23 protein-coding genes and 1 pseudogene are annotated in these 25,712 nt (G+C 63.4%); 20 read left to right on the top strand and 4 right to left on the bottom strand.

Features of this window, described 5'->3' with window-relative positions; translation table 11 throughout:
- Nucleotides 1-30: 30 nt before the first annotated feature.
- Nucleotides 31-1,416, bottom strand: coding sequence for an aldehyde dehydrogenase family protein (locus MKK04_RS13780; protein ID WP_241105575.1), 1,386 nt, complete (start codon nucleotides 1,414-1,416; stop codon nucleotides 31-33).
- Between the two features lie 107 nt (nucleotides 1,417-1,523).
- Between MKK04_RS13780 and ptrR the strand changes: the two genes are divergently transcribed.
- The 4 genes from ptrR (at nucleotide 1,524) to MKK04_RS13760 (ending at nucleotide 4,479) form a co-directional block, all read left to right on the top strand.
- Complete coding sequence (gene ptrR / locus MKK04_RS13775; RefSeq protein WP_063914122.1) at nucleotides 1,524-2,390, top strand: putrescine utilization regulator PtrR; 867 nt, start codon at nucleotides 1,524-1,526, stop codon at nucleotides 2,388-2,390.
- Between the two features lie 125 nt (nucleotides 2,391-2,515).
- Nucleotides 2,516-2,959 (top strand): carboxypeptidase regulatory-like domain-containing protein, encoded by a 444-nt coding sequence (locus MKK04_RS13770; protein ID WP_207831872.1) that lies wholly within the window; start codon nucleotides 2,516-2,518, stop codon nucleotides 2,957-2,959.
- Between the two features lie 54 nt (nucleotides 2,960-3,013).
- Nucleotides 3,014-3,760: a phytanoyl-CoA dioxygenase family protein gene (locus MKK04_RS13765; RefSeq protein WP_233687785.1), complete on the top strand. Its 747-nt coding sequence runs from the start codon at nucleotides 3,014-3,016 to the stop codon at nucleotides 3,758-3,760.
- 197 nt (nucleotides 3,761-3,957) lie between these two features.
- On the top strand, nucleotides 3,958-4,479 hold the full coding sequence (locus MKK04_RS13760; RefSeq protein ID WP_207831876.1) for an acyloxyacyl hydrolase: 522 nt from the start codon (nucleotides 3,958-3,960) through the stop codon (nucleotides 4,477-4,479).
- Between the two features lie 116 nt (nucleotides 4,480-4,595).
- Here the strand turns inward: MKK04_RS13760 and MKK04_RS13755 are convergent, their stop codons facing one another.
- Together MKK04_RS13755 and MKK04_RS13750 are read right to left on the bottom strand one after the other, a co-directional pair.
- Nucleotides 4,596-6,719: a TonB-dependent siderophore receptor gene (locus MKK04_RS13755; protein WP_241105574.1), complete on the bottom strand. Its 2,124-nt coding sequence runs from the start codon at nucleotides 6,717-6,719 to the stop codon at nucleotides 4,596-4,598.
- Between the two features lie 246 nt (nucleotides 6,720-6,965).
- Nucleotides 6,966-7,856, bottom strand: coding sequence for a universal stress protein (locus MKK04_RS13750; protein WP_207831880.1), 891 nt, complete (start codon nucleotides 7,854-7,856; stop codon nucleotides 6,966-6,968).
- Between the two features lie 147 nt (nucleotides 7,857-8,003).
- Here MKK04_RS13750 and hisN point away from each other — a divergent pair, with 147 nt between their 5' ends.
- The 16 genes and pseudogenes from hisN (at nucleotide 8,004) to MKK04_RS13670 (ending at nucleotide 24,585) form a co-directional block, all read left to right on the top strand.
- Nucleotides 8,004-8,795 carry a histidinol-phosphatase gene (gene hisN, locus MKK04_RS13745; protein WP_207831882.1) on the top strand — a complete coding sequence of 264 codons (792 nt, stop codon included), beginning with the start codon at nucleotides 8,004-8,006 and terminating at the stop codon, nucleotides 8,793-8,795.
- Nucleotides 8,796-9,020: 225 nt separating this feature from the next.
- Nucleotides 9,021-9,752, top strand: coding sequence for a hypothetical protein (locus MKK04_RS13740; protein ID WP_207831884.1), 732 nt, complete (start codon nucleotides 9,021-9,023; stop codon nucleotides 9,750-9,752).
- 254 nt (nucleotides 9,753-10,006) lie between these two features.
- Nucleotides 10,007-10,963 carry a benABC operon transcriptional activator BenR gene (gene benR, locus MKK04_RS13735; RefSeq protein WP_207831886.1) on the top strand — a complete coding sequence of 319 codons (957 nt, stop codon included), beginning with the start codon at nucleotides 10,007-10,009 and terminating at the stop codon, nucleotides 10,961-10,963.
- Nucleotides 10,964-11,066: 103 nt separating this feature from the next.
- Nucleotides 11,067-11,345 (top strand): annotated as a pseudogene (locus MKK04_RS13730) (RHS repeat-associated core domain-containing protein); the annotation flags it as partial.
- A 503-nt stretch (nucleotides 11,346-11,848) separates the two neighbouring features.
- Nucleotides 11,849-13,207, top strand: a complete 1,359-nt coding sequence (gene benA, locus MKK04_RS13725) for a benzoate 1,2-dioxygenase large subunit (protein WP_207831890.1) — start codon at nucleotides 11,849-11,851, stop codon at nucleotides 13,205-13,207.
- Nucleotides 13,204-13,689 carry a benzoate 1,2-dioxygenase small subunit gene (benB, locus tag MKK04_RS13720; protein WP_025339039.1) on the top strand — a complete coding sequence of 162 codons (486 nt, stop codon included), beginning with the start codon at nucleotides 13,204-13,206 and terminating at the stop codon, nucleotides 13,687-13,689. Before benA ends, benB begins: the two co-directional genes overlap by 4 nt.
- A gap of 73 nt (nucleotides 13,690-13,762) precedes the next feature.
- Nucleotides 13,763-14,773, top strand: coding sequence for a benzoate 1,2-dioxygenase electron transfer component BenC (gene benC / locus MKK04_RS13715; protein ID WP_241105573.1), 1,011 nt, complete (start codon nucleotides 13,763-13,765; stop codon nucleotides 14,771-14,773).
- A 144-nt stretch (nucleotides 14,774-14,917) separates the two neighbouring features.
- Nucleotides 14,918-15,679 (top strand): 1,6-dihydroxycyclohexa-2,4-diene-1-carboxylate dehydrogenase, encoded by a 762-nt coding sequence (locus MKK04_RS13710; protein ID WP_207831894.1) that lies wholly within the window; start codon nucleotides 14,918-14,920, stop codon nucleotides 15,677-15,679.
- Nucleotides 15,680-15,736: 57 nt separating this feature from the next.
- Nucleotides 15,737-17,065 carry an MFS transporter gene (locus tag MKK04_RS13705; protein ID WP_241105572.1) on the top strand — a complete coding sequence of 443 codons (1,329 nt, stop codon included), beginning with the start codon at nucleotides 15,737-15,739 and terminating at the stop codon, nucleotides 17,063-17,065.
- Between the two features lie 30 nt (nucleotides 17,066-17,095).
- Nucleotides 17,096-18,010 carry a catechol 1,2-dioxygenase gene (catA, locus tag MKK04_RS13700; RefSeq protein WP_233694592.1) on the top strand — a complete coding sequence of 305 codons (915 nt, stop codon included), beginning with the start codon at nucleotides 17,096-17,098 and terminating at the stop codon, nucleotides 18,008-18,010.
- 160 nt (nucleotides 18,011-18,170) lie between these two features.
- Nucleotides 18,171-19,370 carry a benzoate/H(+) symporter BenE family transporter gene (locus tag MKK04_RS13695; protein WP_207831902.1) on the top strand — a complete coding sequence of 400 codons (1,200 nt, stop codon included), beginning with the start codon at nucleotides 18,171-18,173 and terminating at the stop codon, nucleotides 19,368-19,370.
- A 54-nt stretch (nucleotides 19,371-19,424) separates the two neighbouring features.
- Nucleotides 19,425-20,675, top strand: coding sequence for an OprD family porin (locus MKK04_RS13690; protein WP_233694591.1), 1,251 nt, complete (start codon nucleotides 19,425-19,427; stop codon nucleotides 20,673-20,675).
- A gap of 44 nt (nucleotides 20,676-20,719) precedes the next feature.
- A complete protein-coding gene (locus MKK04_RS13685) occupies nucleotides 20,720-21,796 on the top strand; it encodes a metal-dependent hydrolase (protein ID WP_207831906.1) in 1,077 nt (358 codons plus the stop codon).
- A 3-nt stretch (nucleotides 21,797-21,799) separates the two neighbouring features.
- Nucleotides 21,800-22,492 (top strand): TraX family protein, encoded by a 693-nt coding sequence (locus MKK04_RS13680; RefSeq protein ID WP_233687789.1) that lies wholly within the window; start codon nucleotides 21,800-21,802, stop codon nucleotides 22,490-22,492.
- Between the two features lie 100 nt (nucleotides 22,493-22,592).
- The gene (locus MKK04_RS13675; RefSeq protein WP_063914102.1) at nucleotides 22,593-23,504 is read left to right on the top strand and encodes a LysR family transcriptional regulator; all 912 of its coding nucleotides are present in this window, start codon (nucleotides 22,593-22,595) and stop codon (nucleotides 23,502-23,504) included.
- A gap of 100 nt (nucleotides 23,505-23,604) precedes the next feature.
- Entirely contained in the window at nucleotides 23,605-24,585 is a 981-nt protein-coding gene (locus tag MKK04_RS13670; RefSeq protein WP_207831910.1) for an LLM class flavin-dependent oxidoreductase, read from the top strand.
- A gap of 116 nt (nucleotides 24,586-24,701) precedes the next feature.
- Here the strand turns inward: MKK04_RS13670 and MKK04_RS13665 are convergent, their stop codons facing one another.
- The gene (locus MKK04_RS13665; protein ID WP_241105571.1) at nucleotides 24,702-25,712 is read right to left on the bottom strand and encodes an aldo/keto reductase; all 1,011 of its coding nucleotides are present in this window, start codon (nucleotides 25,710-25,712) and stop codon (nucleotides 24,702-24,704) included.

The raw sequence follows: 25,712 nt of genomic DNA, 5'->3' as shown, positions 1-25,712 counted from the left end.
AGGGCCGCAATGCGGCCCCTAAGCATCGGATCAGTTACGGTCCAGCCACACCGTCTGGGCATTGGTGAACTCACGCACACCAAAGTGCGACAGCTCACGCCCGAAGCCGCTCTTCTTCACCCCACCAAACGCCACGCGGGGGTCGGAAGCGCAATAGCCGTTGATGAACACGCCGCCGGTATCCAGCGCCGCGGTCATGCGCTCGGCCAGCGCGTAGTCGGCGGTGTAGATGGTCGAAGCCAGGCCGAATTCGCTGTCGTTAGCCAGCTCCACCGCATGGTCTGCATCCCGTGCGCTGATGATCGCTGCCACCGGCCCGAACAGTTCCTGCTTGAATGCGGTCATGTCCGGGGTAACGTTGGCCAACACAGTCGGCGCGTAGAAGTTGGCCACGCCATCGACCTTGTGGCCACCCAGCAGCAGGGTGGCGCCTTCGGCGATGGTCGCCTGGACCTGGTCATCCAGTTCGTCGCGCAGGTCGTAACGGGCCATCGGGCCGATGTAGGTGCTGTCTTCCAGCGGGTTGCCGACCTTCAGCTCGCGGGTCGCTTCAACGAACTTGCGGGTGAATTCGTCAACGATGCTTTCCTCGACGATCAGGCGCTTGGCCGCAGCGCAGACCTGGCCGGTGTTCTGGTAGCGGCCGATCACCGCAGCCTTCACGGCAGCGTCCAGGTCAGCATCGGCCAGCACGATGAACGGGTCGGAACCGCCCAGCTCCAGCACGCACTTCTTCAACGCGGCGCCGGCTTGTGCACCAATCGCCATGCCGGCACGCACGCTGCCGGTCAGGGTCACCGCGGCGATGCGCGGGTCGTTGATGGCGCGGGTGACGCCGTCCGGGGTCACGTTCAGCACTTCGAACACGCCTTCCGGCAGGCCGGCATCCTTGAACAGCTCGCCCAGCAGGTAGGCGCTGCCCATCACGTTCGGCGCGTGCTTGAGCACGTAGGTGTTGCCGGCCAGGATCGCCGGCACGGCGCCGCGCAGTACCTGCCAGACCGGGAAGTTCCATGGCATCACGGCCAGGATCGGGCCCAGCGGGCGGTATTCGATGCGGGCTTTCTCGACCTGGGTCGGCTCGGGGGCGAGCATGGCCGGGCCGTGCTCGGCGTACCAGCGGCACAGGCCGACGCACTTGCTGACTTCACCGCGCGCCTGGGCGATCGGCTTGCCGATTTCGTGGCTGATCATTTGCGCGAAGGCTTCAGCCTTGGCTTCGAGGGTGCTGGCCAGGGCAAGCAGGTACTCGCTGCGCTGACCCAGCGACACCTGGCGCCACTGGCGGTAGCCAACCTTGGCGCGTTGCAGCGCCGCTTCCAGTGCGGCGTCGGTGTCGAACGGGTAGGCGCCGATCTGCTCGCCGCTGTACGGGTCGAGGGAGATGGCGTGGGTCAGGCTGCTGATCGCGCTCATGGCGGGACACTCTCGTTGTCGTTGATCCGAGACGCCAGACTAGTGGGCTAGGGCTTTATTGAAAACTGAATAATAATGAGCGAAACATTCACGTTTGGAGAAAGACTGTGGACCTGGTGCAACTGGAGATCTTCAAGGCCGTGGCAGAGCAGGGGAGTATCAGCGCCGCCGCGCAGCACATCCATCGGGTGCCGTCGAACCTGACCACGCGCATCAAGCAACTGGAAGAGGACCTGGGCGTGGAGCTGTTCATCCGTGAAAAGAGCCGCCTGCGCCTGTCCCCAGCAGGCTGGAACTTCCTTGAGTACACCCGGCGCATCCTCGACCTGGTGCACGAGGCGCGGCTGACCGTGGCCGGTGAAGACCCGCAAGGTACCTTCGCCCTGGGGTCGCTGGAAAGCACGGCGGCGGTGCGCATCCCGGCCTTGCTGGCGGCCTACAACCAGCGTTACCCCAAGGTCGACCTGGACCTGTCCACCGGGCCTTCCGGGACCATGCTCGAAGGCGTGCTGTCTGGCCGCCTGGTGGCGGCGTTCGTCGATGGGCCGGTGCTGCACCCGACGCTGGAGGGCATGCCGGTGTTCGAGGAAGAAATGATGGTCATCGCGCCGCTCAACCACGCCCCGGTAACCCGCGCCCAGGACGTCAATGGCGAAAGCATCTACGCCTTTCGCGCCAACTGTTCGTACCGCCACCACTTCGAGAACTGGTTCGTCCAGGACCAGGCCGTGCCGGGCAAGATCCACGAGATGGAGTCGTACCACGGCATGCTGGCCTGCGTTAGCGCCGGTGCCGGCCTGGCCATGATGCCGCGCAGCATGCTCGACAACATGCCCGGTTGCAGCACCGTCAGTGCCTGGCCGATGTCGGAGGATTTCCGCTACCTGAAAACCTGGCTGGTGTGGCGACGGGGTACGGTGTCGCGCAGTTTGAGCATGTTCGTGAAATTGCTCGAAGAAGGGCGCGCAAGCTGATGTTCTAACGCAAAACCTACGCCATTGATGCAAATTTCATCCCGACAACCATGCATCAGCACGAACGCCGTTACGCCCGAAGGATCAGATAATAGGTAAGCCATCCTCGAAAGGAGGGTCGTACCATGCGTAACCATCACTATGCCCTCGGCGCGGCGCTGCTGATCGCCCTGGCGCTGCCATGGACCCTGGCCGCCGCCGCCGACCTCAATGCCCCGATCAACATGCAGGCCGTGCAACTGCAACAGCAGGAGCAGAACGGCATCCGCTACCTGCAAGGTGGCATCGGCCAGGATGAAGCCAACGCCCTGCGCAAAACCCCGGGCTATGACCTGCACGTAGAGCTCTCCACCGGCCCGGAAGGTGAGTTCCAGAGCGGTGCCAACGTCGACATCCAGAATGCACAGGGCCAGTCCGTGCTCAGCGTTGTGGATGCCGGGCCGCTGCTGTACGTGCAGTTGCCTCCCGGCAAGTACAAAGTTACGGGCAACGCCCAGGGTGAGACGGTGCAACAGTTGGTGACCGTGAGTGGCAAGGCCCCCACGACCGTTAGCTTGAACTGGCGTTGATGGAAAAACGGGCAGGAGTACGGATGTGCTCCTGCCTGAAAGGAGCGCATCGCCATGAGCCTGGACCTTCAACTGGAGATGTTGGACGAGTGGGGCTATGTGTTGCTCCCCGGTGTGCTCGAACCCTTGCGTATCGCCTTGTTGCGCTGCGCCATCGATGACCTGCAGCCCATCCACTGGGATTACCAGGGGCTGTTGGAACACTACAAGTGCGTGTTCAACCGCAACCCGTTGTGGTTGCCATTTCTCGACCTGCCGCCGCTGATTGCCCTGGCCGAAGCGGCATTGGGCGCCGACTGCCATGTGATCGGGCAAACCGCCTGGCGCAGCCACCCGGGCTACCCCGGCGTGGCCCTGCACCTGGACCATCTGCCCATGCAGTTGCCCGATTGGCTCAGTGAGCGTGGCGACTTCACCCAGCCCGCGCAGATCCTGACTGCGCAGCTGTACCTCAGCGATATCGACCATCACATCGGGCCGACCTGGGTTGTACCGGGCAGCCACCGTGCGGCGCGGCCACCGCGGGCTGGCGAGCAACACTGGCAGGGCCATGAGGCCCAGCCGGTGCTGTGCAAGGCAGGGGACGCGCTGGTGTTTCGCAGCGATGTCTGGCACAGCGGCGGGGCCAACTGCACCCAGTCTCGCGAGCGCGACATGCTGCAAGTGCATTACGGCCGGCGCATGGTCGCGCAGAAGTTTTCGCCGTACCTGAACTGGCGTTTCAACCCTCAGGTGCTGGAGGAGGCCACACCCAGGCAAAGGCGTCTGCTGGGCGAACACGAAGAAGCGGAATACGACTGAGTCTTGCTGTTCGGCAGGCTAGAGGCTGGCAGACGGAATTAGCCAATAGTGGCAACTCGCTTTCAACTTTCTGGTTATCTGGTCGATAATCAGAAAAGTATTACTTCGCGTGACCGGTCCGGATGCAACCGGTCACCGCATAAGATCGAGGGGCCCAAGCCCCCACTTGCCGTGTAGACCATCAGGAGAAGTCATTGATGAAAACCCGACTAGCAGCTTCGCTGGCTGCTGCAGTGCTGGCCTTTGCCGGAGCGAATCTGGCCCAGGCAGCGCAGGTGACCGGCGCCGTTGGCGCCACTGGCCAAGGCGACATGACCTACCGTATTGGCCTGTCGTTCGACTGGGACAAGAAATGGCTGGAGAGCAGCACCGGTTATCTGACCGGATACTGGGATGCGGCCTACACCTATTGGGAGGGCGGTGAGGCCAGTGGCGCGCACTCGCTGTCGTTCAGCCCGGTGTTTACCTATGAATTCAGCGGTTTTACCTATACCCCGTACATCGAGGCCGGCATTGGCCTGGCGGCGTTTTCCAAGACCGACGTGGGCGACCAGCGCCTGGGCTCGGCGGTCAACTTCGAAGACCGCATCGGCTTTGGCCTGAAATTGCCGGGAGAGCAGAAGGTGGGGATCCGCGCGATGCATTACTCCAACGCGGGGCTCAAGCAGCCTAACGACGGCATCGAGTCGTACTCGCTGTTCTACAGCAAAGGGTTCTGAGACCGGGGGCTGCTTTGCAGCCCTTTCGCGACACAAGGCCGCTCCCACAGGTATGCGCCTGACTTCTGTGGGAGCGGCCTTGTGTCGCGAAAGGGCTGCGAAGCAGCCCCGGCAATTCAGAAGGTATACGAAACCCCAGCCTGCACCGTCCGCGGCGCTCCTGGGTAGGCGTAGAAGTTGAATGCTCCCTCGTCGTATTCCTTGTTGAACAGGTTCTTCAGGTCCAGGTTGAGGCGGATGTTGTCGTTGACCTTGTAAAAGGCCAGCAGGTCAACAACGGTGTACTGGTCCATGTTGTAAGTCACTGCCTCGGTCTGGCCATTGCGGTCATCGACGTACTTCACCCCAACCCCCAGCCCAAGGCCTTTGGCCAGTCCGTCCTGGAATTCGTAGGTGTTGAGCAGGCTGAAGCTGTTCCTAGGAATGTTCGCCAGCCGGGTGCCAGTGGGCAGGCGGTTGTCCTTGGTCACTTCCGCGTCGACGTAGGCGTAGCCACCGATCACCCGCCATTCTGGCGTGACATTGCCGGCGATGTTGATATCCAGACCACGGCTACGTACTTCGCCAGCGGCAAGGTTGTAGTTGGGGTCCGCCGGGTCGCGTGTCAGCACATTTTCCTTGACGATGTGATAGATCGCCGCGTCAACGCTCAGCTGACGGTCCGGCGCTTCCCATTTCATACCCAGTTCGTACGACTTGCCTTTCTCCGGGGCGAAGCCCGAACCTTGCAGGCTGGCGCCGCTATTGGGCTTGAACGAACGGGCGGTGTTGGCATAAACGGCGACAGAGTCGGTCAGGTCGTAGATCAGGCCAAAGCGCGGGGTGACGCCGTTCTCGCCTTTGCTGAAGTCGCGGTTCGCGGGCCGCTTGTCGTCGTAATCATGCTCGAAACGCTCGAAGCGTACACCTGCAAGTGCCTTCAAGCGCTCCGTCAGGGCCACCTGGTCCTGGATGAAATACGCCCAGGTCTCGAGCTTCTCGCTGTCCCAGGTAGTTGGTACCGCTGCCAGCTCCGGCCTCGGCTGGCCTAGTACCGGATTGTAAATATCGATCGTGTAGGGCGCGGTGGAACGGCGAATGATCGAATTGTAATGGTAGTTCTCGTACTCGACGCCGGTCAGCAGGGTATGGCTGAACGCACCTGTATCGAAATGCCCGGTGAGGTTCAACTGCCAGTCGCGGTCGGTCCACTCCAGCTTGCGGTAATTGAAGTTGCGCTGCAGGGTACGGCCATCTGCTGGGGCAATGGTGGCCTCTACAGCATTGCCTTTGAGCGAGCCATCGAGATACTGGAAGCCTCCACCCAGCGTCCAGTTATCGTTGAGCAGGTGTTCGAAGCGCACCTGAGCCATGTTGTTGTCATTGTGCAGCAGGTTGTCGCTGCCTTTCTCCCAGATGTAGGTATCGCGTGAAGCGCTGCCGGCCTGGGTCGGGTAGCGGGTCAAGCCACGGTCCAGCGGGTGGTTGTTGCGCATGAAATCGCCCTCGAAGACGATCTTCGTACTGTCGTTGACCTGCCAGCTGAGCACCGGCGCCACGTCATAGCGCTCGCTTTCAACGTTGTCGCGGAAGCTTTCGCCGCCTTCGCCCAGCAGGTTCAGGCGGTAGGCCAGCGAGCCGTCCTGGTTCAGCGGCCCGGTAGCGTCCAGGGTTGCGCGGTGCATGCCCTGGTCATCGAACTGGCTGCCCAGGGTGACCTTGGATTCCGGCAGCGGCTGCTTGCTGACCACGTTGAAGGTGCCGCCGGGGTCGCCACGGCCATACAGGCTGCTGGCCGGGCCACGGATCACCTCCAGGCGCTCGACCGTGTTGGCGTCCGGGGCGTTGGGGTAGCCGCGGTTGATGGGGAAGCCGTTGCGGTAAAACTCGCCGGTGGTGAAGCCGCGCACGGTGAAGGTGGTCAGGCCCTGGCCGCCGAAGTTGTTGGCGCGCCCGACACCGCCGGCGTAGTCCAGGCCGTCCTGCAGGCGGGTGGCGCCAGTGTCCTGCAGGACGTCCCTGGGCACCACGCTGACCGATTGCGGGGTCTCATGCAGCACGGTGTCGGTGCGGGTGGCGCTGGCCGAGCGGGTGGCCTTGTAGCCGTCGACCGGGCCATCGGCACGTTCGCTATCAGCACTGCTGGTAATGCTCAGGGCCTGGAGTTCGATCTGGGCGGGGGCGCCGAGCGGCTCGGGCTCGGCAAAGGCCAGCGGGGAGACAGCATGAAGCACACAAAGCGAAACGAACGTGCGACGCATCGACGGGACGATCCTGGAGTAAGGCGCTGAGGGGTAGGGTGGGCAAGCGCCAAGAAACTACTACGAATCATTATCAAATGCATTCTTTTTAAGTGGTACTGGTGTGCCAGGTACCAAAGGGTGAAATCCGAACCGCCGTCTTTGCGGGCAAACCCGCTCCCACAGGGGGGCCACTGGCCTGAGGGCAGTGAGGTACCTGTGGGAGCGGGTTTACCCGCGAAGAGGCCGGTCCAGGTTACCCAGCCTTCAGCGGACCGCCTTGATCGCCAGCACATTGCACAGCGGATGCTCCAGCACATGCGCCGTGGTCCCGCCGAGGAACGTCTGCATGGCGTCGTGCCGGTGGCTGCCCATCACGATCACATCCGCCCGGCTGTGCCCGACGAACTCGGCAATGGCCTTGATCGCTGCCCCCTCCAGGAAGTGCCTGCGCTCCAGCGGAATCTGGTGGTGGTCGCCCAACCGGTTGAACGCCGCCCGCTGCGCGGTCCGCACGCTGCCATCGAAGCCAGGCATGGTCACCGTACCGGCGCCGAAGTCGGCAATGTGGGTCTTGGCCGCGTCGCACACGTGCAGCAGATGCAACTCGGCATTGCACTGCAGGGCCAAGGCATGGGCGCAGTGGATCACCTGCTCATCCAGGTGCTCGCCAGCGCCATGGCTGTTCAGGTCCACCGCGGCGGCAATCTGCCGGGGCAGGGGCAGGCGGATATCGCTGACCAGGTGCACGGCCACCGGGCTGTCCTTGAGCAACTGCCAGTCCAGTGGCGTTACCAGCAGGCGCTTGAGTACCGGTTCATGCTGCACGTCCTTGATCAGCAGGTCGCAACCCAGCCGTTCTACCCGCTCCAGCACACTGCCCAGCGGGTCGCGGGTCAGCAGCAATTCGGTAGACACATCCAGGCCGGCGTTGGCCAGTTGTTCGGCTTCGTCCGCCAGCCATTGGCGGTTGTCGCTGAGCAGCCGCTCACGCTCACGGCTATCGCTCATCAAGCCAAAGGTGTCGACATCGTCGACGAACACATTGATATCCAGCAAAGCCCCGCTGGATTCCGCCAACGCCGCAGCGCGTTGCAGCGCCGGCGTGTGGCGCATCTGCGGGCCAAGCATGACGAACAGACGCTTGAACTGGCTCATCTCACACCTCCACGTGTGACAGCCCCCCGGTGATCTGGTCTTGTTCAGTCTAGACCGCGCAGGGCTGCATGAGCACCTGACGGAGGCTGGCGCGGCACGGCGTGTCGGGTATGATGCGGGCCCCATCATTTTCACGAGGCCCGCCCCATGTCCCTGAGTGCTGAACAGATCGGCGAATTCCGCGCCTTTGCCGAGCAGTTGGCCGATGCTGCCGCTGTGGCGATCAAGCCATACTTTCGCGCCAGCCTGGAGGTCGAGGACAAGGGCGGGCGCCTGTACGACCCGGTGACCGTGGCCGACAAGGCGGCCGAGGACGCCATGCGCGAGCTGATCCAGGCCCGTTACCCCGAGCATGGCATCCTCGGCGAAGAAGCCGGTGTGGCAGTCGGCAGCAGCCCGCTTACCTGGGTGCTGGACCCGATCGACGGCACCCGCGCTTTCATCACCGGCCTGCCGCTATGGGGCACGCTGATTGCCTTGAACGACGGCGTGCGCCCGGTGGTCGGGGTGATGAACCAGCCGTTTACCGGCGAGCGCTTTGTCGGCACCCCGGAAGGTGCCTGGCGCAGCGGTACGCCGTTGCAGACCCGCGCCTGTGCCGACCTGGCCTCGGCCACGCTGATGTGCACCACGCCGGACATGTTCGATACCACCGCGCGCAAGGCTGCGTTCGAGGCCGTTGCCGGCAAGGCGCGCCTGATGCGCTACGGTGGCGACTGCTATGCCTACTGCATGCTGGCTTCCGGTTTTGTCGACGTGATCGTCGAGGCGAGCCTGCAGCCGTATGACGTGCAGGCGCTGATGCCGATCATCGAAGGGGCGGGCGGGGTGATTACCGCATGGGATGGCAGCAGCGCGCAGAATGGCGGGTGTGTGGTGGCCTGTGGTGACCCGGCGCTGCATGCACAGGTGGTGGAGATGTTGCGTCACGCCATGTAAGTGTTGTGTCGCCTGTACTGGCCTCTTCGCGGGTAAACCCGCTCCCACAGGTACTGCACGGTTTTCAGGATTTGTGGTGATCCTGTGGGAGCGGGTTTACCCGCGAAGAGGCCGGTACAGGCTTACTATCTTCCCAATCACCGCACTTTTTCCAATTTCCGGGCTCTATGCTTGGCCAGGCCGCTCTGATCCCCGGTGCGGCCGCCGAATATCGACCCGGTGCCGATGGTTGCAAGCAATCCCAATGTCTTCTCCCGCCTGCTGCTGGCAGGCGCCCTCACATGCCTGTGCGCCTGCACCCAGCAGCAGGGTCGCGACATGGTCAACCAGCTCGGCAACGGCAAGCCCAGCGAACTGTTCCAGACCAGCGTCGACCGCCTGGCCACGCTGTCCATGCGCGACAACCTGCAGAGCTTGTACCTGCTGATGAACAAGCTGTACCTGCGCAACCCCAACCAGTGGAAAATGTCCGGTTATGTCGACGCCGCGACTGCCGAGCGGCAGATCCGCATCGCCATCGAACAACGCCAGCCGTTGGCGCAACTGGGCAACCGTCGCGATCTCGCAGCCTTGAGCTATGCCCTGAGCCCCGAGTTTCGCGGTGATCGGGTCGGTGCCTTCATCTACGCCATCGGCAGCATGCTGATCACGGCGCACGGTGGCCGTACCGAGTTCTACATGACCGATACCATCGACCCGCTGTTCGTCAACAACGCCGCGCGCAATATCGAGAAGGCCACCTGGATGTTGAGCCAGCGGCAGGATGCCAATGGCGTGCTGCTGTTGTTCTCCAACGAGATCTCGGAAGAGGGCAGCAACCTGAGTTTTGCGGTGGAGTTCGGCAAGATCGTGGCTCGGCTGGATTTGCTGGCGGAATTGCTGGATGAGCGGTATCGGCGGATTGGTTTGAATTACGCGCAAAGCCTCTTGCTGATGAACTTCCTGCCTGTACAGTGACGTGAGCGGTTCAGGAAAGACCGTTCGATAAACGAACACGGCCACTGTCCCGTCTGTCCGCTATCCGCCCATCCATTCCCAAGGTTGCATTGCCCAACCCCCGCCTTTTTGCTTAAGTGTGCCCATCCACCGGTTGTCGCCTGCCCCCGCGACCCGCAGCCGGCTCGATAGAATGACCGTGACGACCGCAACCACAGCCCACCGGGCCGTAGGACGCGGCGACCAGAACAATAACGATACCGAGTGCCTTGCCTATGGAAAGCCGCCTGCTGAGCGAGCGCAGTAGCGTGTTTCATCACGCCGACCCCTATGCTGTGTCCGATTATGTCAATCAGCATGTAGGCCAGCATTGCATCGGTCTGTCCCGCACCACCCATCCGCAAGCCAGCCTCAGCCACCGCAAGTTCGCCGAACTGGACCTGTGCCGCATCAGCTACGGCGGCAGCGTACGGGTTACTTCGCCGGCGCTGGAAACCATTTATCACCTGCAGGTGTTGCTCAACGGCAACTGCCTGTGGCGGGGGCACAAGCGTGAGCAACACCTGGTGCCGGGCGAGCTGTTGCTGATCAACCCCGACGACCCGGTTGACCTGACCTATTCGGAAGACTGCGAGAAATTCATCCTCAAGGTGCCGACCCGGTTGCTGGATTCGATCTGCGATGAACAGCGCTGGCACCGGCCGGATGGCGGGGTGCGGTTCTTGCGCAACCATTATCGGCTGGAGGAGCTGGACGGGTTCGTCAACCTGCTGGCGATGGTTTGCCACGAGGCCGAGGTAAGCGACTCACTGCCAAGGGTACAGGGCCATTACAGCCAGATCGTAGCCAGCAAGTTGCTGACCCTGATGAGCACCAATATCCGTCGCGAATGCCTGAGCGCCCCTCAAGTGGGCCTTGAGCGCATTCTCGATTACATCGAGCGCAACCTGAAGCTGGAGTTGTCGGCTGAGGTGCTGGCGGAGCAGGCCTGTATGAGCTTGCGCTCGTTGTATGGGTTGTTTGACCAGCATCTGGGCACCACGCCCAAGCATTACGTGCGCCAGCGCAAGCTGGAGCGGGTGCATGCATGCCTGAGCGACCCGACCTGTGGCGTGCGCAGTGTGACGGAGCTGGCCCTGGATTACGGTTTCCTTCATCTGGGGCGTTTTTCCGAGGTCTATCGGCAGCAGTTTGGTGAGCTGCCGTCGCAGACGTTCAAGCGGCGGGGATGACACCCGCCCGCTTGGCCACCTGATATTTCTGCCAGTTGTTTGCATTTCATGCACAACACACCATTTGCCTTATCTCAGGTAAAAGGTGGCAATCATGTCGACTTCATTGCAGTACACCGTTTATGGGCATGATGGATACAGTCAATACCCATCAGTGCTGCGTTTCAGCGGGCAGAGAAAAGAGTCTGCAACAGGCCACTACTTGCTGGGGAATGGATACCGTGCGTTCAATCCGGTTTTGATGCGGTTCCACAGCCCTGACAGCTTAAGCCCAATGGGTGCCGGAGGATTTAATTGTTACGCCTACTGTGCTGGGGATCCCGTTAACAATACGGACCCGAGCGGTCACTTCAAGCTTCCCCGAGTGCAGTTGCAGAGCGTTCGCTCTAAGGCAGGGTTTCACATGCGAAATCCAGAACTCAAAGGAAAAACAACGACCTCTCCAGTTGTAAGCGAACGTGTCGTGGGAACGGTTAATGAGCTGGGCCGTGGTTATGGGGATCAGTTGAGTCACATAATGACATCGGCGGAATGGACTGATCCTCAAATTCTACTGGTGGAAGGCACCACGCAGAAACTGATCAGCAATTATGGAGAAAACTTGAAACGGGAAGCGGGTTGGACAGTCAGCCAAGCTGCAGCACCTATCAGTTCGCAGAGTCGACTAAGCGAGGCAATCCGCGTGCTCGTTCCGCTCTACGAAAAGATGAAGCTCGCCAAAAATACTCCTAGTGCCATCAGCTGGCTACATGACCCCAAACGGGAAATTTCGAACGTACGAGACCCAGGCAAAGCTGGATAGCACTCTGCACAATCCGGATAGTCCCCCGCCAGCCGTCTCCCTAACCTGACCAGGTCTAAACAATAACAAGGGAGACCCTGGCCATGTCCCTGGGATTCGACTACCTCAATGCCTTGCTCGAGGACGACCGTGAAAAGGGCATCTACCGCTGCAAGCGCGAGATGTTCACCGACCCACGCCTGTTCGACCTGGAGATGAAACACATCTTCGAGGGCAACTGGATCTACCTGGCCCATGAAAGCCAGATCCCCGAGAAAAACGACTTCCTCACCCTGACCATGGGGCGCCAGCCGATCTTCATCGCGCGCAACAAGGACGGTGAGCTCAACGCCTTCCTCAACGCCTGCAGCCACCGCGGCGCCATGCTGTGCCGGCACAAGCGTGGCAACCGCTCCAGCTACACCTGCCCGTTCCACGGCTGGACCTTCAACAACAGCGGCAAGCTGCTCAAGGTCAAAGACCCCAGCAACGCCGGCTACCCCGACAGCTTCAACTGCGACGGCTCCCACGACCTGACCAAGGTGGCGCGCTTCGAGTCGTACCGTGGCTTCCTGTTCGGCAGCCTGAATGCCAACGTCAAGCCGCTGGTCGAGCACCTGGGCGAGTCGGCCAAGATCATCGACATGATCGTCGACCAGTCGCCGGAAGGCCTGGAAGTGCTGCGCGGTGCCAGTTCGTACATCTACGAAGGCAACTGGAAGCTCACCGCCGAGAATGGCGCCGACGGCTACCACGTCAGCTCGGTGCACTGGAACTACGCCGCCACCCAGAACCAGCGCAAGCAGCGTGAGGCGGGTGACGAGATCAAGACCATGAGCGCCGGCGCCTGGGCCAAGCAGGGCGGTGGCTTCTACTCCTTCGACCACGGTCACCTGCTGCTGTGGACCCGCTGGGCCAATCCCGAGGACCGCCCGGCCTACGAGCGCCGTGACCAGCTGGCAGCCGACTTCGGCCAGGCCCGTGCCGACTGGATGATCGAGAACTCGCGCAACCTGTGCCTGTACCCGAACGTGTACCTGATGGACCAGTTCAGCTCGCAGATCCGCATCGCCCGGCCGATTTCGGTGAACAAGACCGAAATCACCATCTATTGCATCGCGCCGAAAGGCGAGAGTGCCGATGCCCGCGCCAAGCGCATTCGCCAGTACGAAGACTTCTTCAACGTCAGCGGCATGGCCACCCCGGATGACCTGGAGGAGTTCCGCTCGTGTCAGACCGGCTACGGCGGCGGCACCGGCTGGAACGACATGTCCCGCGGCGCTGCGCACTGGGTGGAGGGTGCCGACGAGGCGGCCAGGGAAATCGAACTCAAGCCTTTGCTGTCCGGTGTACGCACCGAGGACGAAGGCCTGTTCGTGCTGCAGCACAAGTACTGGCAGGACACCATGATCCAGGCCCTGAAGGACGAACAGCAACTGATCCCCGTGGAGGCCGTGCAATGAGCCTGTATGAAACCGTGCGCGACTTCCTCTACCGTGAAGCACGTTACCTCGACGATGCCCAGTGGGATCAGTGGCTGGAACTGTACGCCAGCGACGCCAGCTTCTGGATGCCGAGCTGGGACGATGACGACACCCTTACCGAAGACCCACAAAGCGAAATCTCGCTGATCTGGTACGGCAACCGTGGCGGCCTGGAAGACCGCGTGTTCCGCATCAAGACCGAGCGCTCCAGTGCGACCGTGCCCGATACCCGCACCTCGCACAACATCAGCAACATCGAGATCGTCGAGCAGGGTGAAGGTGAGTGCCAGGTGCGCTTCAACTGGCACACCCTGAGCTTCCGCTACAAGACCACCGACAGTTACTTCGGCACCAGCTTCTACACCCTCGACCTGCGCGGTGAGCAGCCGCTGATCAAGGCCAAGAAGGTGGTGCTGAAGAACGACTACGTGCGCCAGGTCATCGACATCTATCACATCTGATCCAGGGTTTTTGCGAGCGCTGCCCGGTGCGTCCTGCGACGCGCCGTGGCCAGGCTCGCCCGCGAGGTGCAACATGAGCTACCAGATCGCACTGAATTTCGAAGACGGGGTTACCCGCTTCATCGAAGCCGCCGGCCATGAAACCGTGGCCGACGCCGCCTACCGCCAGGGCATCAACATCCCGCTGGACTGCCGCGACGGCGCCTGCGGTACCTGCAAGTGCAAGGCCGAGTCCGGCCGCTACGACCTGGGCGACAACTTCATCGAAGACGCCCTGAGCGAAGACGAAGTCGCCGAAGGCTTCGTCCTGACCTGCCAGATGCGCGCCGAGAGCGACTGCGTCATTCGCATCCCGGCCTCGTCGCAGCTGTGCAAGACCGAACAGGCCAGTTTCGTGGCCGCCATCAGCGATGTCCGCCAGCTGTCGGCCAGCACCATTGCCCTGTCGATCAAGGGCGAGGCCCTCAGCCGCCTGGCCTTCCTGCCAGGCCAGTATGTCAACCTCAAGGTGCCAGGCAGCGAGCAGAGCCGCGCCTATTCGTTCAGCTCGCTGCAGAAGGATGGCGAAGTCAGTTTCCTGATCCGCAACGTGCCGGGCGGGCTGATGAGCAGCTTCCTGACCAACCTGGCCAAGGCCGGCGACCGCATGACCCTGGCCGGGCCGCTGGGTAGCTTCTACCTGCGGCCGATCCAGCGCCCGCTGCTGCTGCTGGCCGGTGGCACCGGCCTGGCACCGTTCACGGCGATGCTGGAGAAGATCGCCGAGCAGGGCAGCGAGCACCCGCTGCACCTGATCTACGGCGTGACCAACGACTTCGACCTGGTCGAGCTCGACCGCCTGCAGGCGCTGGCGGCGCGCATCCCCAACTTCACCTTCAGCGCCTGCGTGGCCAACCCGGACAGCCAGTACCCGCAAAAGGGCTACGTGACCCAGCACATCGAGCCGCGCCACCTCAACGATGGCGATGTCGACGTGTACCTGTGCGGCCCGCCACCGATGGTCGAAGCGGTCAGCCAGTACGTGCGCGAGCAGGGCATTACCCCGGCGAACTTCTACTACGAGAAGTTCGCGGCGGCGGCTTGATTCCTTTCATCCGAACATGACACCGCTTCTGTGGGAGCGGGTTCACCCGCGAAGAGGCCAGCCGGTACAGCGGTTTTGTCTTGTCGGACGCATTCGCGGGTAAACCCGCTCCCACAGGGACAGCGGGCAAGTGGAGATTTGCATATGAACAACCGATTCCAAGGCAAGGTCGCCCTGGTCACCGGTGCCGCCCAGGGCATCGGCCGTGGCGTGTGCTGGCGGCTCAAGGCCGAAGGCGCGCAAGTGGTCGCGGTAGACCGCTCCGAACTGGTTCACGAACTGGCCGGCGAGGGCATGCTCACCCTCACCGCCGACCTTGAACAACATGGCGACTGCACCCGGGTCATGGCCAGCGCGGTTGAAGCATTCGGCCGCCTCGACATCCTGGTCAACAACGTTGGCGGCACTATCTGGGCCAAGCCCTTCGAACACTACGAAGTGGACCAGATCGAAGCCGAAGTGCGCCGCTCGTTGTTCCCCACCCTGTGGTGCTGCCATGCCGCACTGCCGTACATGCTCGAACGTGGCAGTGGCGCCATCGTCAACGTCTCGTCCATCGCCACCCGTGGCGTCAACCGCGTGCCCTACGGCGCGGCCAAGGGCGGCGTCAACGCGCTGACCGCGTGCCTGGCTTTCGAAACCGCCGGCCGTGGCATCCGTGTCAACGCCACCGCCCCCGGCGGCACCGAAGCGCCACCCCGGCGCGTGCCGCGCAACAGTGCCGAGCAGACCGAACAGGAAAAGCACTGGTACCAGCAGATCGTCGACCAGACCCTCGACAGCAGCCTGATGCACCGCTACGGCAGCATCGACGAGCAGGTGGGCGCGATTCTGTTCCTCGCCTCCGACGAAGCCTCGTACATCACCGGCGTGACCTTGCCGGTAGGGGGCGGTGACCTCGGCTGAGCGACACCCCAAAGGCAAGAGCTTTCTTTCACAACAAAAACAAGAGCGACAGATGCCATGCGAACCCTTGACGTACACCCGATCATCGATAACGCGCGCTTTACCCCGTTCCACTGGATGGTCATGGCCTGGTGCGGCCTGCTGCTGATCTTCGACGGCTATGACCTGTTCATCTACGGCGTGGTACTGCCGGTCATCATGAAAGAGTGGGGCCTGACCCCGCTGCAGGCCGGTGCGCTGGGCAGCTATGCGCTGTTCGGCATGATGTTCGGCGCCCTGGCATTCGGTAGCCTGGCCGACCGCATCGGGCGCAAGAAGGGCATCGCCATCTGTTTCGCCTTGTTCTCCGGGGCGACCATCCTCAACGGGTTTGCCAGCAGCCCGAGCGAGTTCGGCATCTACCGCTTCATCGCCGGCCTGGGCTGCGGCGGCCTGATGCCCAATGCCGTGGCACTGATGAACGAGTACGCGCCCAAGCGCCTGCGCAGCACGCTGGTAGCGATCATGTTCAGTGGCTACTCGCTCGGCGGCATGCTCTCGGCGGGCGTCGGCATCTTCATGCTGCCGCGTTTCGGCTGGGAATCGATGTTCTTCGCCGCAGCGGTACCACTGCTGCTGTTGCCGGTGATCCTCTACCACCTCCCGGAATCGATCGGTTTCCTGGTGCGCAAGGGCCGGACCGACGAGGCCCGCAAGCTGCTCAAGCGGCTGGACCCGGATTGCAACGTGCAGGCGGATGATGTGCTGCAGGCAGCCGACCGCAAAGGCAGCGGGGCGTCGGTGCTGGAACTGTTCCGCAACGGCCTGGCCATTCGTACCCTGGCGCTGTGGCTGGCGTTCTTCTGCTGCCTGCTGATGGTCTACGCGCTCAGCTCCTGGCTACCAAAGCTGATGGCCAACGCCGGCTACAGCCTGGGCTCGAGCCTGTCGTTCCTGCTGGCGCTGAACTTCGGTGGCATGGCTGGGGCGATCCTCGGCGGCTGGCTGGGCGACCGCTACAACCTGGTCAAGGTCAAGGTCGCGTTCTTCATGGCTGCCGCGCTGTCGATCAGCCTGCTGGGTGTCAATAGCCCGATGCCGGTGCTGTACCTGCTGATCTTCATTGCCGGCGCCACCACCATCGGCACCCAGATCCTGCTGTATGCCGGCGCTGCGCAAATGTACGGGTTGTCGGTGCGCTCCACCGGGCTGGGCTGGGCCTCGGGCATCGGCCGCAACGGTGCCATCGTCGGCCCGCTGCTGGGTGGTGCACTGATGGGCATCAACTTGCCCCTGCAACTCAATTTCATCGCCTTCGCCATACCTGGCGCGATCGCCGCGCTGGCCATGGCCGTGCACCTGGCCAGCGGCCGTCGGCATGCCCAGGCCATTGCAGCGCAGGCGTAATTCCAGAACAACAACATGAGGTGACCCACCATGACCGTGAAAATTTCCCACACTGCCGAGGTGCAGCAGTTCTTCGAAGAGGCCGCAGGCTTCGGCAACGATGCCGGCAGCCCACGCCTGAAGCGCATCGTGCAGCGCGTGCTGCAGGACACCGCGCGGCTGATCGAAGACCTGGAAATCAGCGAGGACGAGTTCTGGCATGCCGTCGACTACCTCAACCGCCTGGGCGGGCGCGGCGAGGCCGGGCTGCTGGTGGCAGGGCTGGGCATCGAGCACTTTCTCGACCTGCTGCAGGATGCCAAGGACGCCGAGGCTGGGCTGGGCGGCGGTACCCCGCGCACCATCGAAGGCCCGCTGTACGTGGCCGGTGCGCCCATCGCCGAAGGTGAAGTACGCATGGACGACGGCAGCGAGGAGGGCGTGGCCACGCTCATGTACCTGGAGGGCCAGGTGCTCGACCCGGAGGGCCGGCCGCTGCCAGGTGCCACGGTGGACCTGTGGCATGCCAATACCCGCGGCACCTATTCGTTCTTCGACCAGAGCCAGTCCGAGTACAACCTGCGCCGGCGCATCGTCACCGATGCCGAAGGGCGCTATCGCGCGCGCTCCATCGTGCCATCGGGCTATGGCTGCGACCCGCAGGGGCCGACCCAGGAGTGCCTGGACCTGCTGGGCCGCCATGGCCAGCGCCCGGCGCATGTGCACTTCTTCATCTCGGCGCCGGGGCACCGGCACCTGACCACGCAGATCAACCTGGCCGGGGACAAGTACCTGTGGGACGACTTTGCCTATGCCACGCGGGATGGGCTGGTGGGCGAGGTGGTGTTCGTCGAGGGTGAGGCGGGGCGGCATGCCGAGCTGAAGTTCGACTTCCAGTTGCAGCGGGCCCAGGGCAGCGCCGATGAGCAGCGCAGCAGCCGGCCACGGGCTTTGCAGGAGGCCTGATCCACCAGGTTGGTTTCTTCGCGGGCGCGCCCGCTCCCACAGGTACGGCGCAAATGCTGAAACCTGCGCAGTCCCTGTGGGAGCGGGTTCACCCGCGAAAAAGCCAACACCAGAACAAGAGCCAGCCACAAAGGCCGGCCGCTGCCTTGCGAGAAGCGTCATGAAAACCCTGATCAAGGACTGCTCCCTGTCGGCCATCGTCGCTGGCTGCATCGCCACGATGATCTCCTACGCCGGCCCACTGGTGATCATCTTTCACGCCGCCGAAGCCGCCGGCCTGTCTCATCGGCAACTGTCCTCCTGGGTCTGGGCAGTGTCCATGGGCAGCGCCGTGCTCGGCGCGCTGCTCAGCCTGCGCTACCGGGTGCCGGTGGTAATCGCCTGGTCGATCCCTGGCTCGGCGCTGCTGGTCACCGCCTTGCCGCTACTGGGCCTGGAGCAGGCCGTGGGTGCCTACCTGGTGGCCAACCTGGTCCTGTTGCTGATCGGCATCAGCGGGGCCTTCGACCGCATCATCGCGCGCCTGCCGGGCTCCATCGCCGCCGGCATGCAGGCCGGCATCCTGTTCAGCTTCGGCATCGAGGTGTTCCGCGCCTTGCCGGTGCAACCACTGCTGGTACTGGCAATGTTCGTCACCTACCTGCTGATGCGCCGGGTGCAGCCGCGCTACGCCGTGGCGGCGGTGCTGTGCGTGGGCACGGTGATGACCGTGGCCAGCGGGGCGTTTCGCAGCGAGGCGTTGGTGCTGGAGCTGGCGTCACCGCAGTGGGTCACCCCGCAGTTCAGCCTGGCAGCGGTATTCAGCCTGGCACTACCGCTGGTGCTGGTGGCCCTGACCGGGCAGTTCATGCCGGGCATGGCGGTACTGCGCAACGCCGGCTACCCCACGTCGGCCAGCCCGATCATCGGTGCCAGTGCCCTGGCCGGTGCCGCGCTGGCGCCGTTCGGTTGCCACGGGCTGAACCTGGCGGCAGTCACCGCCAGCCTGTGTACCGGCCATGAAGCCCATGAAAACCCACGGCGGCGCTATGTCGCGGCGGTGGCTGGCAGTGCGCTGTACCTGTTGCTGGGCGTCGCCGGAGCAACGCTGATGTCGCTGTTCGCGGCTTTTCCCGCCGCCCTGATCGCCGCCCTGGCCGGGCTGGCCCTGTATGGCGCCATCAGCGAGGCCCTGGCCCGCAGCCTGGCGGACCCGGCCGAGCGCGATGCCGGGTTGTTCACCTTCCTGGTCACCGCTTCGGGGGTGGCCTTCCTGGGCCTTTCGGCGGCGTTCTGGGGCTTGCTGTTCGGCCTGCTGGCCCATGCGCTGCTGAGGCTGGGCCAGCCACGTGCCCGGGAGGTGCTGCCCCGTACCCCATGAACCGCTGTGTTTCCAACGCTTAACCCATAAAAACAAGATCAAGAGAGCTTCGGAATGAACCACACCCCTTGCGTCGCCCTGGGTCTGACTTTGCTCAGCCAACCGTTGCTGGCCGCCGAAGGCGGCCTCTTCGAGGATTCGAAGGCTACCCTGAGTGCCCGTAACTACTACTTCAGCCGCGACTTCTCCGACATTGTCGGGGCCAACCGGCAATCCAGGGCCGAGGAGTGGGCCCAGGGTTTCATCCTCGACTTCAAGTCCGGCTACACCCCGGGCACGGTCGGCTTTGGCTTGGATGCGCTGGGCCTGCTGGGCATCAAGCTCGACAGCAGCCCCGACCGCACCAACACCGGGTTGCTGCCGGTGCACGGCGACGGCCGCGCCGCCGACGAATACAGCCGCCTGGCACCCACTTTCAAGGCCCGCTTGTCGAAGACCGAACTGCGCGTCGGCGAACTGCAACCCAACCTGCCGGTGCTGACTTTCAGCGACATCCGCCTGCTGCCACCGACCTATCAAGGCGTCAGCCTGAGCTCTGCGGAAATCGACGGCCTGACCGTGCAGACCGGGCACCTGAAGAGCACCCACCTGCGCAACGAAGGCGGCGACGGCAAGATGAACCCCATGCTCGGCCATGTGCCGATGCGCCAGGTAGAAAGCGATGCCTTCAACTACCTGGGCGGGGACTATGCATTCAATGCCAACCAGAGCAGTGTCAGCCTGTGGTACGGGCAGCTGGAGGACATCTACGAACAGGGCTTTGTCGGCCTCAAGCACAGCAAGCCCGTAGGCAACTGGGTGCTCAGCGCCAACCTGGGGTATTTCACCGCGCGTGAGGATGGCGATGCGTTGCTCGGCAACATCGACAACCAGGCGTTCTTCTCGATGTTTACCGCCCGGCATGGCGGGCACAGCTTGCACGCCGGCTACCAGGGCATTTATGGCGACAGCCCGTTCCCACGGGTGTTCGCCAACATTTCGCCGCTGGGTAACGAAGTGCCCACTTATGAGTTCGCCTATACCGACGAACGCTCATACCAGGTGCGCTACGACTACAACTTTGCGGCCATGGGCGTGCCGGGGCTGACCGCGACGGTGCGTTACATCACGGGTAACAATGTCGATACCGGGCTGGGTTATGAAGGGCGTGACCGCGAGCGTGACCTGGACATTGGTTACGCGGTGCAGAGCGGGGTGCTGAAGGGGCTGGGGATCCGGGTACGCAATGCCATGGCCCGGTCCAATTACCGCAGCGACATCGACGAGAACCGCTTGACGCTGGTGTACACCTGGCAGTTGTTCTGAGATGAGGGTAGTTTCCTGAAACCACCTTTTCAGGATCGCCACCCTTGGACTCCATCACCCAAGCCGTTCTCGGCGCTGCCCTTCAAGGCACCGTACTCGGCCGTATCCAGGGCCGCCGCTCGCTGCTGTATGGCGCGGCGCTGGGCACGCTGCCCGACCTTGACGTGATCATCCGCTACGCCGATCCGGTGTCGCAGATGACCTACCACCGCGGTTTTTCTCATTCCCTGTTCGTGCTCACCGGGCTGGCCTTGCTGCTGGCCTGGCTGGTCCACAAGTGCTGGCCAGGCAAAGGCTATACCTTGCCCAGGCTGTTCCTGGCGTTCTGGCTGGTGCTGGTCACCCACCCGTTGCTCGACGCCTTCACGGTCTACGGCACGCAGTTGTTCTGGCCCTTGCAGGCCACCCCGGAAAGCTGGGCAGCGGTGTTCATCATCGACCCGGTGTACACCGTGCCGCTGCTGGCGGCGGTGACCTACGCAATCATCAAAGGGCTGACGAGCCGGGCCACGCAGTTTCTGACCTTGGCCTTGGTGTTCAGCGCAGCCTACCTGGGTTTCGGCCTGGCCGGACGCATGGCGGCCGAGCAGCGTTTCCAGGCGGCCCTCGACCAGCAAGGTATTGCCGTCAGCCAGGTACGTGCCGTGCCGATCGCCTTCAACAGCCTGGTCTGGCGGGTGCTGGCCAAGACCCCGGACGGCGATTACTACGAAGGCATCAGCAGCGGGTTTGACCAGCAGGCGCCAGAAATGCAGCGTTTGCCGCGTAATCTGCAGCTGGCGCAAGCGCTGGCCGGGCACCCGTTGCACCAGCGCTTGCGCTGGTTTACCGATGACTGGCTGCGCTACGACCAGGTAGGTGATGCGCTGGTGGTCAGCGACCTGCGTATGGGCATACCGGGAAACTACACGTTCCGCTTCAGCATGGCCCACCGTGACAGCCAGGGGCACTGGATTGCCGATGTGCCATCAATGTGGAAGGGCGCCGGGCCAGGTTCGGCGTTCAATGGCGACGACCTGGTGCTGATCTGGCGACGGATCGTCGAGCAGCAGCCACCATTGCCACTGGCTGCCTGGACCGATCGCCACCTGGGGGCCGGCCCAGTCGAGCGCGGGCACTGAGGCATGCGCTCAGCCGGGCTGGACCTGGTCAAGTGGACGGCGATGCTGACCATGGTCGCCGACCACCTACGCTTCCTTTGGCCTGATGCCGATGGCCTGTTCGTACTTGGCCGGTTGGCATTTCCGCTGTTTTGCCTGGCGATTGCGGTGAATGTGGGGCGCGGCAGGGCAGAGGCGCTGTACACCCGTGGCAACCTGCGTTATGTGGTGCTGATGCTGGTGTTCGCGGGGCTGTCGGAGCCTGTGTATCGTTGGCTGGACAGTGGTTCGCCAACGTTCAGCGTGATGCCGACCCTGGTGTTGGGGTTGCTGGTCGCCTGGGGTGTGCATCACTCATTGAGATCGGCGCGAGTGATTGGCCTTGCCAGTCTGCTTGCGGGGTGGCTGTTCAGTGAACAGTTGATGTACGGGCTGGCGGGGGTGATGCTGCCGGGCGCCTGGTTGATGGCGCGCAGCAAGGGAGGGGCGGCCTGGTTGTTGCCTTGCCTGTTGGCCATGGGCGGGAATCTGACCAACAGCTGGTTAAGGGAGCATCTGCTGGCGCCAATTACCGTGCTGACGCTGATGGCCGCAGCCTCGGCGATTCCCCTCGGGTGGTCGCTGCTGCGCCATGAGGGTTGGCGGGTGCCTGCGGTGGGACGTTGGGGTTACCTGTTTTATCCGGTGCATCTGCTGGTCATCAAAGGATTATCCTGAACCAGTAATCGGGGCCGCGAAGGGCTGCAAAGCAGCCCCCGCTTGTATTTCACAGATTCATACCCATCTAGGCCGGCCGCACCGGACTCAGGAACCGCCCATGGAACCCAACCGCTTCGGCGACATCGCCGCCTTCGTCAGTGCGGTGAAGGCCGGCAGTTTTACCGCCGCCGCTGCCACCCTCGGCCTGACGCGCTCGGCGGTGGGCAAGAGCATCGCCCGTCTGGAAGCGCGCATGGCCGTACGCCTGCTCAATCGCACCACGCGCAAGCTGAGCCTGACCGACGAGGGCCTGGTGGCCTACGAGCGCTGGCGGCAGATTCTGGATGACCTGGACGAAGTGGAAAGCACCATGGCCCAGCGCCGTGGCAAGCCCACCGGCACCCTGCGCCTGACAGCCCCCCTGTCATTCGGCCAGCGCCATGTGTTGCCGATGCTTGACCGCTACCTGAAGCAGTGGCCCGAGCTGCGCGCCGACATCCGCTTCACCGACCGTTTCGTCGACCTGGTCGAGGAGGGTATCGACGTTGCGGTGCGTATCGGTGCACCGAAGGAAGACTCGCAACTGTTGACCCGCACGGTGGCCTGGCAGCAGTTTGTCACCTGCGCCTCGCCCGCTTACCTGGACGCGCGCGGCGTACCGCAGGTGCCCGGCGACCTCTATGGCCACGACAAGATCGCCTTCCTGGCCGGCGAAAAGACCATGCCGTGGCGCTTCCATACCGAAGCGGGGCTGCACCTGTGCGAAGACCCTGGGCGGCTGAACATCGACAGTTCCGAGGCGATGCTCGATGGCGCGCGGGCGGGTTTCGGGCTGATTCACCTGCCTACCTACATCACCGGCGACGACTTGCGCGCCGGCACCCTGGTGGAGGTGCTGCAAGCCTATCGGCCGCCAGCGGACCCGATTCGCATCGTCTATCCAAGCAAGCGCCATCTGTCGCCACGGGTACGCGGCTTCATCGACCTGCTGGTAGCCAGCTGGGAACCGGGCGTGCCCTGGGAATACTGATTGGGGACTGGCAGGCCCCTGTGCCGGGCCTGAAGCCGGGTTTATCACTGGCTGCGCAGCAGGGAAACTGGCAGTCACCGAGAATCCCCGTGGAGACCCCATGACTGCACTGTCCGTACTGGACCTGGTCATGATCGGCGAAGGCAAGACCTTCGCCGACGCGATCGAAGAGTCCCGCCAACTGGCGCGCCATGTCGAGCAACAGCAATACAGCCGCTACTGGATCGCCGAACACCACGACATGCCGGGCATCGGCTCGGCCGCCACGTCACTGGTCATCAACGAAATCGCAAACGCCACCCGGCATATCCGCGTCGGCGCCGGTGGCATCATGCTGCCCAACCATGCGCCACTGGTGGTGGCCGAGCAGTTCGGCACGCTAGACACCCTGCACCCAGGCCGTATCGACCTAGGGCTGGGCCGTGCGCCAGGCACCTCAGGGCCAACCGTGCGTGCCTTGCGTGGTGCCGCACCAGAGCGTGATTTCAGCCAGGACATCGCCGAGCTGCGCGATTATCTGGCCGACAACGGCAAGCGCCGGGTGCGTGGCGTACCTGGCAGCCACGATGTGCCGGTATGGATCCTCGGCTCCAGCCTGTTCGGCGCCGACCTGGCGGCGAAACTGGGCTTGCCCTATGCCTTTGCCTCGCACTTTGCCCCGCGCTACCTGCTGCAGGCCATCGCCCATTACCGGGCCAACTTCCAGCCTTCGGCACAACTGGCCAAGCCTTACGTGATGGTGGGCATGAACCTGTTCGCCGCCGACAGCGATGCCGAGGCGGACTACCTGGCCAGCTCCCATCGCAAGTGGATGCTGGACTTGCATGTGGGGCGCTTCGGCCTGTTGCCCAAGCCACAGGAAGGTTATGTCGAGAGCCTGCCGGACCATGAGCGCGCGGTACTTGAGCAAGTCATGGCCTGCACCGTGGCCGGTGGGCCGGAGCGGGTAAGGGAAGGGTTGCGCTCGCTGATCGAGCAGACCGCCGCAGATGAACTGATGATTGACTGCCGCATCCACGACCCGCTGTCGCGGCAGCGTTCGCATGCCTATGCCGCGCGAGCCTTGGCTGAACTGAGCTAAACCCTGCCAGCCTCTTCGCGGGTAAACCCGCTCCCACAGGGATTGCACAGGCCCTGAGGCATAGGTAATCCTGTGGAAGCGGGTTTACCCGCGAAGAGGCCGGAACAGGAGGGTGATCAGCTGCGGGCCAACCGCCCAGTCACATAATGAGCCACATCATTGAACCCCGGCGTCGACGCATGCCCCGGCGTCACCAATGAATCGATGAACGCCTCATCCTCTGCCGTGATCTTCACCGCCAGCGCACCGCCATAGGTATCCCACTGTTCTTCCGTACGCGGCCCGACAATCGCCGAACTGACCAGCTGGTTGTTCAGCACCCAGGCGATAGCGAACTCGACGATACCCACGCCCTTGGCTTCAGCATAGGCCTGGATCTGCCGGGCGGTGGCCAGCGACTCCTGGCGCCATTCCACCTCCATGATGCGTTTGTCCTGGCGCCCGGCACGGCTATCGGCATCTGGCACTGCACCTGGCGCATACTTGCCACTGAGCACGCCCCGCGCGAGCGGGCTGTATGGCACTACACCAAGGCCGTGGGCAGCCGCAGCGGTGAGCTGCTCCGGTTCGGCCTGGCGGTTGACGATGTTGTACAGCGGTTGGCTCACCACCGGCCTCGGCACGCCCAGCCGCTCGGCAATGTGGCAGGCCTCGGCGATGCGCCAGCCACGGAAGTTGGACAGGCCCCAGTAGCGGATCTTGCCCTGGCGCAGCAGGTCGCCGATGGCCTGCACGCTCTCTTCCAGCGGCACTTTGTGGTCTTCGCGGTGCAGGTAGTAGATGTCCAGGTAGTCCATGTCCATGCGCGTCAGCGTGGCATCGAGGGCATTCAAGATGTGTTTGCGCGACAGCCCGCTGCGGTTGGGCAGGCCATCGGCCGGGCCGAAGCCGACCTTGCTGGCCACGATCCAGTCCTGCCGATGGCGGGCCACCGCTTCGCCGACGATTTCCTCTGCGCGCCCGGCGTTGTACACGTCAGCAGTGTCGATGAAGTTGATGCCCTGGTCCCAGGCCTTGTCGATAATGCGCAGGGCGTCCTCGGTGCTGGTCTGCTCGCCGAACATCATGCTGCCCAGGGTAAGGGCGGAAACCTGCAGGCCACTGTGGCCGAGGGGGCGGTAGATCAT

Origin of the sequence: Pseudomonas sp. LS.1a, assembly GCF_022533585.1 — a bacterium.
Taxonomy (GTDB): Bacteria; Pseudomonadota; Gammaproteobacteria; order Pseudomonadales; family Pseudomonadaceae; genus Aquipseudomonas.
This window is presented reverse-complemented; position numbering and strand designations above follow the sequence as displayed.